The 14,192-nt window shown below is 51.1% G+C and carries 11 protein-coding genes; 1 reads left to right on the top strand and 10 read right to left on the bottom strand.

The genetic code is table 11. The annotated features are described in order from the left end of the window. Positions 1-31 precede the first annotated feature (31 nt). Complete coding sequence (locus tag Q355_RS0110000; protein WP_027877676.1) at positions 32-466, top strand: hypothetical protein; 435 nt, start codon at positions 32-34, stop codon at positions 464-466. A 66-nt stretch (positions 467-532) separates the two neighbouring features. Here Q355_RS0110000 and Q355_RS0110005 read toward each other — a convergent pair whose 3' ends face one another. From Q355_RS0110005 to Q355_RS0110065, 10 genes are all read right to left on the bottom strand, one after another. Then, entirely contained in the window at positions 533-1,456 is a 924-nt protein-coding gene (locus tag Q355_RS0110005; protein WP_027877677.1) for a Wzz/FepE/Etk N-terminal domain-containing protein, read from the bottom strand. Positions 1,457-1,468: 12 nt separating this feature from the next. After that, positions 1,469-2,917 (bottom strand): O-antigen ligase family protein, encoded by a 1,449-nt coding sequence (locus Q355_RS16900; RefSeq protein WP_425411859.1) that lies wholly within the window; start codon positions 2,915-2,917, stop codon positions 1,469-1,471. A gap of 134 nt (positions 2,918-3,051) precedes the next feature. Continuing rightward, positions 3,052-4,488: an undecaprenyl-phosphate galactose phosphotransferase WbaP gene (gene wbaP / locus Q355_RS0110015; protein ID WP_425411858.1), complete on the bottom strand. Its 1,437-nt coding sequence runs from the start codon at positions 4,486-4,488 to the stop codon at positions 3,052-3,054. 2 nt (positions 4,489-4,490) lie between these two features. Further along, positions 4,491-5,675 carry a glycosyltransferase family 4 protein gene (locus Q355_RS0110020; protein WP_245597549.1) on the bottom strand — a complete coding sequence of 395 codons (1,185 nt, stop codon included), beginning with the start codon at positions 5,673-5,675 and terminating at the stop codon, positions 4,491-4,493. 98 nt (positions 5,676-5,773) lie between these two features. Further along, a complete protein-coding gene (locus Q355_RS16460) occupies positions 5,774-6,865 on the bottom strand; it encodes a glycosyltransferase family 4 protein (RefSeq protein ID WP_084496102.1) in 1,092 nt (363 codons plus the stop codon). Then, positions 6,862-8,073: a hypothetical protein gene (locus tag Q355_RS16715; protein ID WP_156941907.1), complete on the bottom strand. Its 1,212-nt coding sequence runs from the start codon at positions 8,071-8,073 to the stop codon at positions 6,862-6,864. Before Q355_RS16715 ends, Q355_RS16460 begins: the two co-directional genes overlap by 4 nt. A gap of 1 nt (position 8,074) precedes the next feature. Beyond that, positions 8,075-9,184 carry a GumK N-terminal domain-containing glycosyltransferase gene (locus tag Q355_RS15730; protein WP_036259202.1) on the bottom strand — a complete coding sequence of 370 codons (1,110 nt, stop codon included), beginning with the start codon at positions 9,182-9,184 and terminating at the stop codon, positions 8,075-8,077. A 119-nt stretch (positions 9,185-9,303) separates the two neighbouring features. After that, positions 9,304-11,223, bottom strand: a complete 1,920-nt coding sequence (gene asnB / locus Q355_RS15735) for an asparagine synthase (glutamine-hydrolyzing) (protein ID WP_036259223.1) — start codon at positions 11,221-11,223, stop codon at positions 9,304-9,306. Positions 11,224-11,225: 2 nt separating this feature from the next. Continuing rightward, positions 11,226-12,395 carry a glycosyltransferase gene (locus Q355_RS16465; RefSeq protein WP_084496103.1) on the bottom strand — a complete coding sequence of 390 codons (1,170 nt, stop codon included), beginning with the start codon at positions 12,393-12,395 and terminating at the stop codon, positions 11,226-11,228. Further along, entirely contained in the window at positions 12,388-13,827 is a 1,440-nt protein-coding gene (locus Q355_RS0110065) for a lipopolysaccharide biosynthesis protein (protein ID WP_156941908.1), read from the bottom strand. Before Q355_RS0110065 ends, Q355_RS16465 begins: the two co-directional genes overlap by 8 nt. Positions 13,828-14,192: the final 365 nt, after the last annotated feature.

Consider the following 14,192-nt stretch of genomic DNA (forward strand, 5'->3'; position numbering starts at 1 on the left):
CACGGCATTGTGTGGTATTAGACTTGAGGTGATGCGTAGCTTGCTCACACCCACTGCCGTTCGAGCCATCGGGCAAATACTTGCGGTTTCCTACCCTTTGCTGGCCCTTTCGGCTGGGGCGCGCTCGATCTACCAGCTCTTCTTCAAGCCTGGCGTAACCGACTACTTCCCCCCTACCCTCTCGGCTGTGGCTGCCGTCATATACCTGGTGGCAACGGTAGCATTTGTAATTCGCAAGCCCTGGGCCTGGTGGGTTTCGGTAGGGGCCCTTAGCTTCGAGATGGTGGGGGTTCTGCTGGTAGGCAGCCTGAGCCTGGTCATGCCCGAGGTCATCGGGCGCACCGTCTGGCACGACTTAGGCATTGACTATGGCTTTCTACCCCTGATCCAGCCCCTGCTGGGGCTGGTCTGGTTGTTCTGGCCCGCAAACCGCAGGCTATTTTTCGCTACAGCCACCCTGCCCTAAAGCGCCCTCGAACCGCTCGCCAACATTGCCACTGCCTCCTGTGCAATAAGCTGTGGCGGTAGCAGCCTATTTCGCCTGGGGTTCACGGGGCCCAATGGCCTCGTGCACAAACGCCCACAGCACACCCAACACAAGGCCCAGAACCCCAGCCACCACGGTAAACAAGAGTGGCCTGGGGAAGCTGGGACGAAGCGGTTCAGCCGGGGGAACCAGCACCTGCACCAGCAAAGACTGGTTTACCAGCTGACCTATTGCCTCAGGCTGTTTCAAAAAATCGGTCAGGGTGCCGATGCGGGCCTCGAGCTGGGCAATTTGCGAACGCAGGCGCGACTCGTCGAGGCTCAGGCTGGTGTAGGCGGGGTTGGTAGCGCGTGCGATCTGGGGGTCGGTGCCCCGGGCCTCGAGGGCTGCCGCCACGGTTGGGTTGGAGGCAACCGGGTCTGGGGCCGTGCGAAGCTGGGCCTGGATGCCCTTCAGGCCATCCTGGGCGGCTTGCAAGTCGAAGCGGGCCTGGGTCAGGGCCGCCCGCAGGTTGGACTGGGCCCCCTCGAGCAGGTTGCGCTCGAGGTACTTCCGCGCTACCTCCAGAATCCGCCCGGCCCGGGCCTCAGCCTCAGCCGCGGTGCTGCCCTGGGCTGTTAGAAACAGCAATCCCCGCTTCTCATCGAAGCGGGCTTTGTAAAAGCGGGTGGGGTTGTCTTCGCCCAGCTGATTGGCCAGCAGCCGGGTTCCAAGCAAGTCTACAAACCCCTGGGCCAGGCCCGACAGCGAGGGAAGGTTGTTTAGCAGGCCCTGGCTGGACTGGTTGGAGATGGATAGGCTCACCACCACCTGGCTGGTGTAGGTTTTGGGCCAGAGCAGGCTAAAGGCCAAGGTAAGCAAGGCCAGCCCCAGGGCCAAACCGACGATCAATCGGCTCCGGCGCTTGAGGACCAGGTACAGGTCGCGCAGGGAAATCTCGTCGCTTGTATGGCTTTCGTGCGGCATCATCGGCGCATTCTATCAGATTGTCGTTGGGGGTTTTTCTTGAGCGACTACCCAGGCAAAAGCAAGCAGCAGGGGATAGTATACCCAGGCAGAAAAAAAGGTGAAGTCCAGGGAGTTGAGCACTAAAGCCAGCAGCGCAAGGGTCATCACCGATGCCGCTTTAGCCCTCCACAACACCCGCAAAACGATTGCCAGCCAAAGCAAAAACCCAAACAAGGCCAGCCCGCCACCTTCCGCCAGCAGCTGCAGCACCAGGTTGTGCGCATGGCCGGGCGTGTATTCAATGGTCTGTGGTGGAGGGTTTAGATCGAAATACAGCGCAAAGTTTCCAAACCCAATCCCCCCCAAAGGGTTTTCCCACATGGCCTGCCATGCAATCCACCAAAACTGCAGTCGAGCCTGGGCATTGTGATCCAGGGTCAGGGCCTGGGCAAAGCGACCCAGCAGCTCGGGTTGCCAGAGCGCTATAGCGCCCAATAGTCCAGCCAGCCCCAAGGCAACAAAGCGGTAGCGCCCCAGACTCCAACCCCAGGCCGTACCCAGCAGCAAGAAGGCCCAAAACGCCGTTCGGCTGCCAGACACCCAGAGCAAAAGCCCCGCCACCACCAGGGCCAGCCCACCCAGGCGCCGCCCACCCAGAACCCAAACCAGACCCGCAAGCATCACCGCACCATGCCCGAGAATATTGGGTTGGGGGGTGAGGCCCACAACACGGCCACCTGGCCCCACCTCGAACCATTGCCAACCCGCATAACCAAGAAGGGCCAGCATACCCAGCAGTACAGCCTGCGCGACCGTTTGGGGAGATAGCTGCCGAAAAAACCAGACCCCCGCTTGCAAAACCAGAAAACCCATCAACACAGCACCTACCCACCACCAAACCCGCCAGCTTAGCGGCATAAGGCCAGTTGGGCCCATTCGATAGGCGGTGGGGGTAGAACCCTGCTCGAGCTGAGGCCAACCAATGTCCAGGTAGCTGTAATCACCACCATTGTTTATAAAATCAACCGCGCGCAGCTCCATGTCCCCTTCCTGCACTGTATACGTCGCCCAAGCCCGCCAGACTTTTGGAGCCACCTCCTGCATATGCACAGGCACGGCATGGTGACCCCTGTGGGTAAAAAAAGTGATGGCAAGCCTGGCCTCCGTACCATCGTGCCGCAAGTAAAAGCTCTGGGTATACGTTCTGCCTGCTTCAACCGGATACCACCTTCCAGTAAGAAACTCCCTGTATTCGATGCCAGATCGGGTACTGTAGCGCGGAACGCGCCAAAAGCCCTGATCCACGAGCCTGGCCTCTCTGTGGTTATTGTCTTCAGGATTCCAACCCGAGAGCTCGTGAAGCAAAGGACTAATGGGGTTAGGCGCGCCATCGGTAGCCACCTGGACATACGGAGGAGGCACCAGCGTTGGAACAAATGCTTGGGAAGATAGCAACTGCCCCAAAGTTCCAAAAACAGCCATTATTACAAATACCACCCCCAGGTAGGGCTTGCGTTCCCGCAACAGGTACCAAATGCCCCACAAAGCAGCCAAGCCCGCAAACCAGGCCGCTTGCAGGGGCAATGCAAAAAACAACCCAAGCTGCGCCCAGCGGCTCAATAGGCCCCCTTGCCAAAAAGCACCACCCAGACCGTGCGGGCCAGGATGTACAGGTCGAGCCAGGGTGACCAGTTGCGTACGTAGTAGGCATCCATAGCGACGCGTTCGGCGTAAGTGGTGTCGTTGCGTCCAGACACCTGCCAAAGACCGGTTAGACCAGGGCGCACCTTTGTATACAGGGCAAAAAGTGAGCCATAGCGCTTTACCTCATCTTCTACGATGGGCCGCGGACCCACAAGGCTCATCTCACCCAGCAAAACATTCCACAGCTGCGGGAATTCGTCCAAGCTTGTTTTGCGCAAAAAACGCCCGACTCGTGTTATCCGAGGGTCATTTCGCAGCTTTTGGTCTCGCTCCCATTCTTCACGAAGCTCGGGATGTTGTTGCAAGTATTCATGTAAAAGACGGTCGGCATCCTGGACCATGGAGCGGAACTTCCAGGCCCTGAAGCGTTGTGCCGCCAAACCTATCCTGGGGTGTCCATAAAAAGCGGAACCAGGAGAATCCAGGCGGATGAGCAGGCTCAGCAGCACCCCCAGCAAGGCAATTGGCAGGGCAAACAAAATGATAAGGCCCACGTCGATGATGCGCTTGATGATGCGCGGCCCAGGGAGAAGCAGCCTTTGCCGCACCTCGAGGCCCAGCACACCCCCCAGGTCGCGCGAGGATACCCACAGGCTCGCCAGCCCAAACAGGTCGGGGATCAGGATCAGGTGCGGGAAGTTCGCCCCGTGCTGCTCCAAAAGCTTTAGCAGACGGCCTCGCTCTACACCCGGCATTGCTACGATGGCGTACTGCACACCCATGCGGGCAAACTCTGCTGCACGCTCGAGCCCACCGGCCACTGGCAAACCTTCCACCCGCTGGCCCTGCTTAGCGGGGTCGTCGTCCAGCAGAGCAATGGGTTTGAAGCCCAGGCCAGGCTGCTTACACAAGGCCCGCACCACCGCTTCGCCGGTCTGGCCTGCGCCAAATATCAGCACCGGCACCCCCCACCAGGGTTTGCGGGCAAAAAGCTCGCGCACCAAAGCCCGGCCCAGCGGAACAAGCGCCAGCGCCAACCCCCAGGCAAACACAAAAGCCCCCCGCGAGTAGTCGGCCCCCGCTTTGTACATGAAGGTGGCGGCCCCCAGCACTACAAAAACCAGGCTGGTGGCATAGGAGAGGCGCCGTAGCTCCTCGGGCGGTGCAATGCCCACACCATAAAGCCCGGCCAAGGCGTAGGCCAGAGGGAAGAGAAAAAGCATGGGCCAAAGCTCGAGATATATTTCCCAGAGCAAGGAACGATCCCACAAAAAACGCAGCCATATGGAAAATACCAGAGTAAGGACTACAGTAAGAAAATCTGCTGTGAACAAAAGGAGAAATCGCCGAAGGGATGGTGTTGGGTGTTTGCTTGGTGTGCTTATCGAAGTGTGCCCAATCGATTGCAAAGCTACCTCCCAGCCAGCTCGCGGTACAGGGCCAGCGTAGCGTCTACCATTTTTTCTACACTAAATTCTTTTACACGCAACCGACTTTGTGCCCCCATGCTAAGACGCAAAGCTTCATCAGAGAGCAAACGATCCAGCGCTCCAGCAAAAGCCATAACATCTCCAACAGGAACCACAAAGCCATTTTCGCCATCGACAATAGCCTGATCAGCTCCCCCAACACAAGTTGCAACTATAGGCAAACCTTCAGCCATCGCTTCCAATAGCACGTAGGGAAACCCCTCATATTCGCTGGGTAGTGCAAAAATATCAAAGCCACGCATGGCCCAGCGTCCATCAATAAAACCCGGTAAAAAAACTCTGTCTGCAAGGCCCAGCGCATTGACCCTAGCCTCGAGTTCAGTGCGAAGCGGCCCATCGCCAACAATAACCAGGCAAGCCTGTGGGTGATTATGAGCCACCTGTGCAAATGCTTCCAGTAACATAAAAGGGGACTTTGGAATCGCCAAGCGGCCCACAAAACCGATTGTCACTTGCTCCAATCCGATGTGCAGGTTTTTGCGAACCTCTAGGCGCGAGCAAACGTTATCATTATGGAGATCTAAACCATTTGGAATGAGCCGAATTTGGTTGTGAGTATAGTGCAAGATAGCTGCTTCGTTAATTTGCCACTTAGATACAACCACAATTGCATCTGTTAGAGGAGCTAACACAGACTCCATAAATGCATAGAATCGTCCCAACAAACCGCTATTAGTGGGATAGAAAGAAACAAAACCGTGAGGACTATAAACGATTTTACCTTGTGTTAGCATCCTAAGCAACCGAGCTAAAGCACCGCCTTTAGCGCTTTGTCCGTGGATTATGTCAAAATGACCAAAAGCTCGCACGTATTTATTCAGGATGAATAGTGCCCGCAAATCACTCGGATGCGGCGCACGACGCATGGGGACTTCCAAGCAACGCACACCTGCTTTCTCGAGTTCAGGTAATGCCAGAGCAAAGATATTGTCCATCCTTAGTGGAGAGTATGCCAAATATACTTCCACCCCGCGAAGCACTAATCCATGGCAAAGATCTACTACGTGGCGCGCTGTGCCTCCGCCAGTGGCCTCGAGAATTTGTAAAACTTTCATAGAGTTATCTATTTCTGCTTCTACTTTGGAGCGCTTAACGGCTGTATTCAAGCCCTGCTTACTAGATATTAGTTTTGTCAGAACAAACAATATCAACCCCGGGAAGCCTAGGTTTTCTCATACAGTAGGTTCCTCTTAAAATCAACCTCCTAACCTTCCTTGATAACATCTTGTAACGCTTGCCAAGTTAAATCCGCAGTCCTTTGCCAGGTGAACTGCTTAGCTCTTTCGAGGCCCATAGTATGCAATTCTTGCCGCAAATCAGCATCTTGAGCTATTCGCCGGATCCCTTGCGTTATTGCCTCAACATCATAGGGATCTACCAATAGCGCTGCTCCACCTGCCACTTCGGGCAATGACGTTACGTTTGAAGTTAATACTGGCACGCCACAAGCCATTGCCTCGAGAAGTGGTAAACCGAATCCTTCATAAAGAGATACATAAACTGCTCCCAACGCACCTGAATATAGTACGGGCAAGTCCTCATCCGCAACATATCCAAGGTACATAACAGACGGATCCGCTGGCAAATCGCTTTTGCCAGCAAATGGGAGGCCCTTTGCGCCAACAATTACCAGTCGCACTCCCGGTATTCCTACTCGATGCCAGGCTTCAATAACTCTTCTCAGGTTCTTTCGCTCAGATACAGATGCAACACTAATAAGGTAGGGTGAGTCAATGCCATAGCGAGAGGATAAACTTTTTACTCTTTCTTCAGAAGAAGGAGCAAAGCGGAGATCTACACCCAAAGGCGCAACAATCACCTTTTCGCTTGGCAGCCCAAACAAATCAAGAATTCGGGCCTTACTAAATTCCGATACAGTCAGAATGAGTGCCACACGCTTAACCAAGCGTGGCAAAAGCCATCGGTAAAAAGTTGAGAACTTCCAGCTATACCACTCGGGGTGCTCTAAATGCGCGACATCATGAACTGTGATAATTTGACGGCTCACTAACAAAGGTCCCGATCCTCCAGGAGACCAGAGCCAACCATCCTTGGAAATCAGCCGAGGTAGTACCACTTGTTCCCAAAGATGACCACCTAATCCATATCTCCCCCACAGTAGTGTCTTAGTCACTAGTTGGTGTTGTTCAGTCAGAAGGCCGTACCCATCAATCGGCTTTGATGGGCTTGCTAATGTGACCTTTGGTAAGCGACGCAAAATTTCCAGAGCATAACGCTGAACTCCAGTTAAAGGTTGTGTCATAAAACGTGCGTTGACAGTTAGATCGGCGCTCATTGCTTAGTTCCTTTAAGGGATATTCTTATGAGATAGGTCAGATGTACCAAAGCAAGGAATAAAAAAGGAAGAACCCAGATGGTTAGGAAAAAGAAATTGATGCGGAGAATCGAGAATAGACCCGGAAAAGCCAAGAGAAAATAAAAACCTTCTGGGCGAAGATGGTACACAGCCAGTCGCAACTTGTATAGTGCGCCTAAAACAAAACCGGTAACAATGGCAACAACTATAGATGTCCAACCCCAATCGTACCACCACAGCGCTAGAACGTTTACAGTACCGTCAACACCCTGCCAACCTGGACATTGATCGTAATATGCTTGTATACCCAAAGGCCCAGCAAGCATAGTTGTGGACCACAACTGCATGGAGGGATTACAGCTCATCATGATCAAAGTATTATTGAAATCGGCAGCAAAATAGCCTTGAGCAAGGCGTTCCCAGGTATAAACCTGAACTTCAGGAGAAATGAGGGGGAGCTGGTTAGATTTTGCAAAAGCTGCGCCTGAGCGGAAAAGTTCTCCGATCCATATCAGCGCAGCTAGAGTTATTAATGCGTAAAAGATCAGACGTGTAGACACCTTTTGCAAGATGAAATAAGCAGCTAGAATCACCAGCAGATAGTAAACAAAAAACATCCGAGCAGCAAGGAAAAAAGCATGTAACACAACTGCCAAGCCCAGCCCAGCAAGCCACCACCTCGCGCGGGAAACCCATGGCTTTGGAACATGTGGATGAAAACTCAAAACAGCGAGAATAGCCGTTGAAAGAAGAAATAAGTTATTTAAAGAACTAATTCCGACTCTTCGCTCTGACCTGGCCAACTCACCAAGAGCAGCCAAATTTCCCCGTGTTAATAATTCGCTAAATAGTTCAGGATTTTGAAGAAATGTTCGAATATAAACCAACTCGCCCAGTAACGCAAAACTCATAATTATCAAAGCCCATCGCCACCAAAATCGGATATGCCCTTCCTGCAAAGCAACTCGATACTTTTGAGAGACAGGAATTAGGGTACCCAAAATAATGCTTGCCTCGAAAATGATAAAGAAAACGGCCCATTGTAGCAATGCTGAAGAACTGTCATATCTAGGGGAAGCACTTTTAATAGTGGGCTGCTCGGGCATGAAGAAGAACCAAAAAGCAAACTGCCCTAAAAAGAGAACAGCCACAATTACTCCGGGGTGCGTTAAAAAGCGCTTGACCATTCTAACCCTCTAACAAGGCCTGTACGAGTTCCTCCCATGAATAAATGTCAGAGGTAGGTATAGTTGAGCGATCCATCTCTAAAGCCTTCCTTAAAGCCTCAGCGATACTGGCATCATCGCCAGGACGGTATGAAATTACGTTGGGCCTCGAGGAGCAAAGGAAATCCGGTGCAATTATGGGCAGTCGTACATATGAGTACTGGATGATCTTTAGAGTGTCGCTGAAAGACTCTGCTCCGGGACTATATTCCCAAGTTGCCAACCCCACATCAGCACACTTAATAAATGGAATAGTGTTAATAAAGGGCTGCTCTCCGTAAAAATGAATGTTTGAATTCCTTATTTTGGGCTCAAAAGGGCCAACGATATGAAATTGCGCTTCCAGTAGAAGATGGGCCGCACGTTGTAGGAAATCATAATCAAGGCGCGATATCCCAACAAAAACAAAATTTGGACTCTTCGCCTTATCAAAAGGACTTAAATACGACCGATCAAATAATTCTTTTTGTATCCCATGGTAATGCAAATAAAGATTTTGAGCTCTGTCTTTAAAATTTTCGTACATATACTGACTAGGTACACTGACCACATCAAACTCTGACAAGATGGCATTCTCTAACTCTACAACTACAGGGTGGTTTTTTAAGAGCCTGAGGTCGTCCGAAGCACGGTAAATAAACTTAGCTTGTGGATTAAGACTTTTGAATTTATGAAAAAGCATAAGACCAGGTGTACTCTCAAATACAAATATATCTGCACTGGTAATCCATTCTTCTACCTCACCCAGAGGGAGTTCACCATAGGATGCAAACAGTCGTTTGCTCAGCCTATTTAAAAGCGCAAAACGCAAATTTGCAGGATGAAACGGAGTAAACCACACATAGCTGAAAAAGCCTGGCTTTACCTTACAAAGCACATTTCTCTCACCCCAAAATTCGAAATACCTCAAACGGTGATCGCGCCGTAAGTAGGAAAGCCAGCTTAAAGAAGCCGTAAAGAAAAGAACTTCCCAATCCAAATTATGAAACGCATCTGCCAGCCAATGAAAACCTGCTTTCCTCTTAGAATTCCAATAATGCCCAGTAATTAGGACAACACGCGGTTTATGCATTACTTTTCCGCTCCTCGTAAATCCGTAGCAGCTAGTCTTATTTTCTCTTCCTGCATCACTTTATCCATATTTTGAATTCCGAAAGGTTCTTTGCTGAGACTGGATAAGAGCAACCCAGGTTATCCGTACTGTACTCCAAAAGTTCGTGTCCACGCAATTAGATTGATCCAGCGCCAGACCCGAAAATCAAAGGGTCGCCGCCCCTCGAGCACCTCTCGCCATTCCTGAAGAATGCCATCCGGACGAAGGGCTGGAATAGACCCCAGTACATCTCCCTTTAACTGCGCTTCTACCCAGGGCGCCAGGCTACGGAACCACTCGAGCTCGGGGGTAGCAAACCCGATCTTATCCTTCCGATCCAAGATCTTGTCAGGTACCAAGCCGCGCATAGCCTCCTTAAAAACTGCCTTGCTTGTTCCGTTAGGCGAAAGTATGTATCCCTCGGGCAAGCCCAGTATAAACTCAGCAAGATTTGGGGTCAGGAACGGCACTCGACTCTCAATGGAGTAGGCCATAGAGTTTCGATCCTCATATCTTAGGAGCATCGGGAGCGAGGTTTCGGTGAGAGCCTCGAGGAGCTCCAACCTCAAACGTTCCCGCCGCAATCCTGAGAGCTTAGAAGGGGATCGAGGATCTACCCCTCTATCAACAAACCATCTTCCTTCCAGCCACCTAGGAACCAGGCTCTCTCCAGCAAGATTGCGCGCTATGGGTTGGAGAGCTGGCGGCAATAGTCGTGCCAAAACCCTTTTCCAGACACCCTTTCGACCTGGTAGTCTGGACAACCTATATAATAGCGCCAGCGCCTCGCTCAACTGTCCGCTACTTATAAGTGATACCACACGAGCCGCATCGAAATTGATGTAGCCAGCCAGTAGCTCATCGGCTCCCTGGCCATCAAGCATAACCTTGATGCCCACTTCTCTAGCCAGTTGAAAAACCCTATGCTGAGCATAGATGCTCGTGCTACCAAAGGGCTCACCTTGAGCTTTTATCAAGGAATCCAAGTCATTCACCAGCTCAGATGGTCTTATCCGAACCTTATGGATATGTGCTCCTGCTGTCTGGGTTACAAGATCTACATACCGTTCTTCGGAAACCTCCTCGGACTCAGCCACAAAGCTGAAAGTGTGAAGCTCGAGGTCAGGTTCCAGGTGCCGCATGACCGACACGATTGATGAAGAATCGATTCCCCCGGATAGAGCAGCGCCTATGGGAACATCACTCCTCATGTGGAGACGTACGCTATCTAGAAACAAAATTCTAAGGTGTTGTGCTGCCTCCCCAAAAGAGATAGAAAGAGATTCTCTCAGATTCCATTCCCAATAGCGAACAAGCTCTGCACTATTGGAGCCATCCAGATCTACTCTTAGGTAATGGCCTGGCGGCAGCTGCTTTATTCCTTTGAGAAGGGTGTCGCCTCCAAAATCCGTAAGTCCAAACCGCAAGTACTTGTACAACCTATCAGGATGAATCTTCCGGCTCACTCGGGGAAATTCCAAAAGAGGGGGTGTTTCTGAAGCGAATACCAAGCCCCCCGAAAAGGGCGCATAATAGAGGGGCTTAATTCCGAACGGATCCCGTACCAGATAAAGCCTATTTTCCTCCGTGTCCAAAAGGGCAAAAGCAAACATACCAACAAAGCGCCTAACAGAAGAAGGGCCCCATGCTTTCCAGGCGCCCAACAGAACTTCGGTATCCGAACGGGTGCAAAATGTTTGACCAATACCTTCAAGTTCAGCTCTAAGTTCCACAAAATTGTAAATTTCCCCATTAAAAACTACAAAATACCGCCCGTCTGGGGTTCCCATCGGCTGCCAGCCGCCCTCCGAAAGATCCAGAATAGACAGTCGCCGATGAACTAGGCCAACACGAAAGGGCTGCTCAGAAAGCTGTCGTCCCCTCTTAGCTTCTTTTCCGTCCCATATAAGAAAGCCAAGGTCATCTGGCCCGCGGTGAGCAAGCCCTTTTGCCAGCCCAAATAACTGCCTCAACTGTTCAGTTGGCTTTTCAAAAACCACGCCTGCAATTCCGCACATACCTAGCACCCCATAGCACGTCTACTAACAACACGTTCGTAGATTGTAATCAACTTTTTTGCTACAGCATCAGAGCCAAATCGGCGCACAACGTAGCAACGAATTTCGTTTCCATCAAATCGATGGTAATTGACAAAGACATCATGTATAGTTGTTGCCAAAGCGTTCTCATCACTTTGAGGCACCAGATATCCAACATCCGGAGTTACAAAGCCCTCTGGCCCACCGCAGCGAGTGGCGATAACGGGCAAGCCACACGCCATAGCTTCAATGTAAGCAACCCCAAACGTTTCATAGCTGCTTGGTAGTACAAACAAATGCGCTTCTTGCATAGCTTTACGAACACCTTCGCGCGAAAGCAATCCCAAAAAATTTACCCTGTCTGCAATACCGAGGTCGCGGGCCAACAGCACAAGGGCCTCTCTCTCTGGCCCCTCTCCGCCAATATCCAGTACCACATCTTGCCCATTACGGATCAGATGGGCAAGGGCGCGAAGAAGCAAATCTATACCCTTTCTCTGATTCAAAATAGCAGCCGTAAATAGTCGAAAAGGTGGTGGGTTTGGGCGACTTGGAGGCGGAACAAAAAATTCTGTATCAACCACATTAGGTACTATCTCCACCGGTAAACCGTTAGTATAAGGCTCAATATCTCGAGCCAGCGCAGAACTTACGGCGAGCCTGGCCTGCGCTTTACGAAAAGCTCGCCTTACCAGGGGCTTCTGCCATAAGCCAAGCAGACCTTCTCTGTATCCCGTCCAGTGCTCTGTTAGAACGTACGGCAGTGGTAAGTACGAAGCGGCCACCCCAGCCCACACAGCAACATGAGCGTGTATAAGATCGGGACGCCCAAAGCGTCTGCTATACTCCTCAAGCAGTCTGCGTGCAGACCAGGTTGTCACCCAGGGCCAAGTAGGGCCAAGGGCCATTCCTTTTAATCGAACCTCAACTAAACCGTCGTACTCAGAAATGCTCGTTTGAAACCTGGGTGGATCGTCAATACCAGTACTGGTCAACAAGGTGCGAACACCCCATATTTCTGGATAAATGAAACCCACTTTGAGACCTGCTCGCTGTAGTGCCAGCGCCTGCTCTTTAAAAAATATGCCTTGCATGGGAAATCTACTATAGGAATACCACGAAGGCAAGAAAAGAATATGCAGGTCAGACATCGAGGTTTCTCCGTAGACTGGGCCAGCTTATAACCATTAGCAATCCCATTCCAAGAAAAGCTATGGCTACAAAGGCCACTTCACTCACCAGAAAACTAAATCCAAGCAGCGCTGCCATTAGTAGCAAAAGCGATCCAATGTAGCTGGCATTCGTTTTTAGCCAGTGCCAAGAATTTACTTTTGCTAGTCGAAAAACCCATCCTATGTAAACTGCCGATATTACAACGCCAGCGAGCGCGTATAAGATGACGCTAAGTTTCGGATCTTCCATTGCAGCTCCACCCCACACAGCCAACAGTCGTAGCATTATCTCATAAATGGTAAAAAATAACGCCGCACGCTGCTTATCTGCAACAAGCACAAATGAGCTAAGCGGCGAAGAAATAAAGTTTAACAACAACCATAAAGACAAGTATCTTGCATACTCACCAGCTTCTCGCCACTGTGCCCCAAAAACAAAACTGAACAGCATAGGTCCGCACAAAAAGAGTAGTCCAAATATCGGCCCACCCAATTTGAGTAGGGCAGTAGCAGACGAGGCAACAAGCTTTGCCACAGCTTCAGGCTTACCTCTCTGACGGGAGGCTTCAGGGTAGAACACCTGTCCTACCGCTTGGCCAACCAAGAACCCAGGCAGTCCTACCACCCGCATGGCTAAACCATAGAAGCCAGTTACATCTGCCGAAAATAGCTTCGCAAAAAGTAAGGGAACCATTTGCAGGCCAATCGAGTCTATCAGAGCCGCCCACATGTTAAACACGGGAAATACTCGGTGGTTATAAGCCAATCTCCCCCAGGAGCTCGGGCTAATTTGGCTGAAACGACTGATGATATCTCTAAAAAGCGCAACGGACCCAGCCAACCTGCTCAAGACAAAGCCCAATAACAAGCCAACCGCTCCAAATGAGTTCAGTATGACTTGAAGAACTCCCTGCCCTAAAACCTGAGCAACTCGGACTCGGGCAAGCGCCTGGAAATTATGCCGGTATGCCGACCAAGAGGTGAAGATTTGTTGAACACCACTCAACAATAAGCCCAGTGGTAGCAACCACAGGTAATGTGCCAACTGGGGAAGGTTTAGTACAGAAGCAAATAAATGACCCCAAATCAATATTAAAACCCCACTGAGCAGGCTAAACCCAATAACTATTGCCAAAGAGAGTCCTGCTAAATTTATGGCCTCTTGTTCTTTTGAAGCCAGGGGTATAGCAATGTCATAACGTCCAGCAACACCAACGGCCAGTATTGAAATCAGCGCCGTGTAAGCAGCCAATACTCCAAAGTCTGCAGGGTCGTATAATCGGGCTAATAGTGGGATAAAAACAAGGCCCAATCCTTGCGCGAGAATATTGGCATTGGCTAACAACAATATTTTCGCCCCAAACTTACCTTGGGGAATCAACTTTGCAAGCCTGGAAAAAAAGGCCTTCATGTAACTCACTTGAGCGGAAAAATGCGTCGCATAAAGGGCTAGAAAGACGCCAGAAGTGTCGGGACTGTGTAATCGGGTTCGGTAGATAACTTGAGCGTAGTTAAAGCTTTAACGCATATGTTTTATGGTGCTTACAAGGCCTCGAGGCACACTGCCACTCAAACTACAACATATTTCAAGTCAACTACAATAGGGCGTTTAGTCACGGGTGCATCTCAGCAATTCCGTACAGGGAAAGCCCTCCACCTCAGGGCCTCGAAGGCCACCAGCGGATGGGAACTACATAGCTGGGCGCGGTGGGCTGCTGTGCGCGAAGCCCCAGGGCGACTCCACTGCATCCCCGAGCGTTTCATGCGGGCACCGAT

It is taken from the genome of Meiothermus cerbereus DSM 11376 (genome assembly GCF_000620065.1).
Lineage (GTDB): Bacteria > Deinococcota > Deinococci > Deinococcales > Thermaceae > Meiothermus > Meiothermus cerbereus.

Excerpts from the sequence above, each read along its gene's own strand:
- Q355_RS0110000 (WP_027877676.1), top strand. The coding sequence starts at position 32 with ATGCGTAGCTTGCTCACACCCACTGCCGTTCGAGCCATCGGGCAAATA.
- Q355_RS0110005 (WP_027877677.1), bottom strand. The coding sequence starts at position 1,456 with ATGATGCCGCACGAAAGCCATACAAGCGACGAGATTTCCCTGCGCGAC.
- Q355_RS16900 (WP_425411859.1), bottom strand. The coding sequence starts at position 2,917 with ATGGCTGTTTTTGGAACTTTGGGGCAGTTGCTATCTTCCCAAGCATTT.
- Q355_RS16460 (WP_084496102.1), bottom strand. The coding sequence starts at position 6,865 with ATGAGCGCCGATCTAACTGTCAACGCACGTTTTATGACACAACCTTTA.
- Q355_RS16715 (WP_156941907.1), bottom strand. The coding sequence starts at position 8,073 with ATGGTCAAGCGCTTTTTAACGCACCCCGGAGTAATTGTGGCTGTTCTC.
- Q355_RS15730 (WP_036259202.1), bottom strand. The coding sequence starts at position 9,184 with ATGCATAAACCGCGTGTTGTCCTAATTACTGGGCATTATTGGAATTCT.
- asnB (WP_036259223.1), bottom strand. The coding sequence starts at position 11,223 with ATGTGCGGAATTGCAGGCGTGGTTTTTGAAAAGCCAACTGAACAGTTG.
- Q355_RS16465 (WP_084496103.1), bottom strand. The coding sequence starts at position 12,395 with ATGTCTGACCTGCATATTCTTTTCTTGCCTTCGTGGTATTCCTATAGT.
- Q355_RS0110065 (WP_156941908.1), bottom strand. The coding sequence starts at position 13,827 with ATGAAGGCCTTTTTTTCCAGGCTTGCAAAGTTGATTCCCCAAGGTAAG.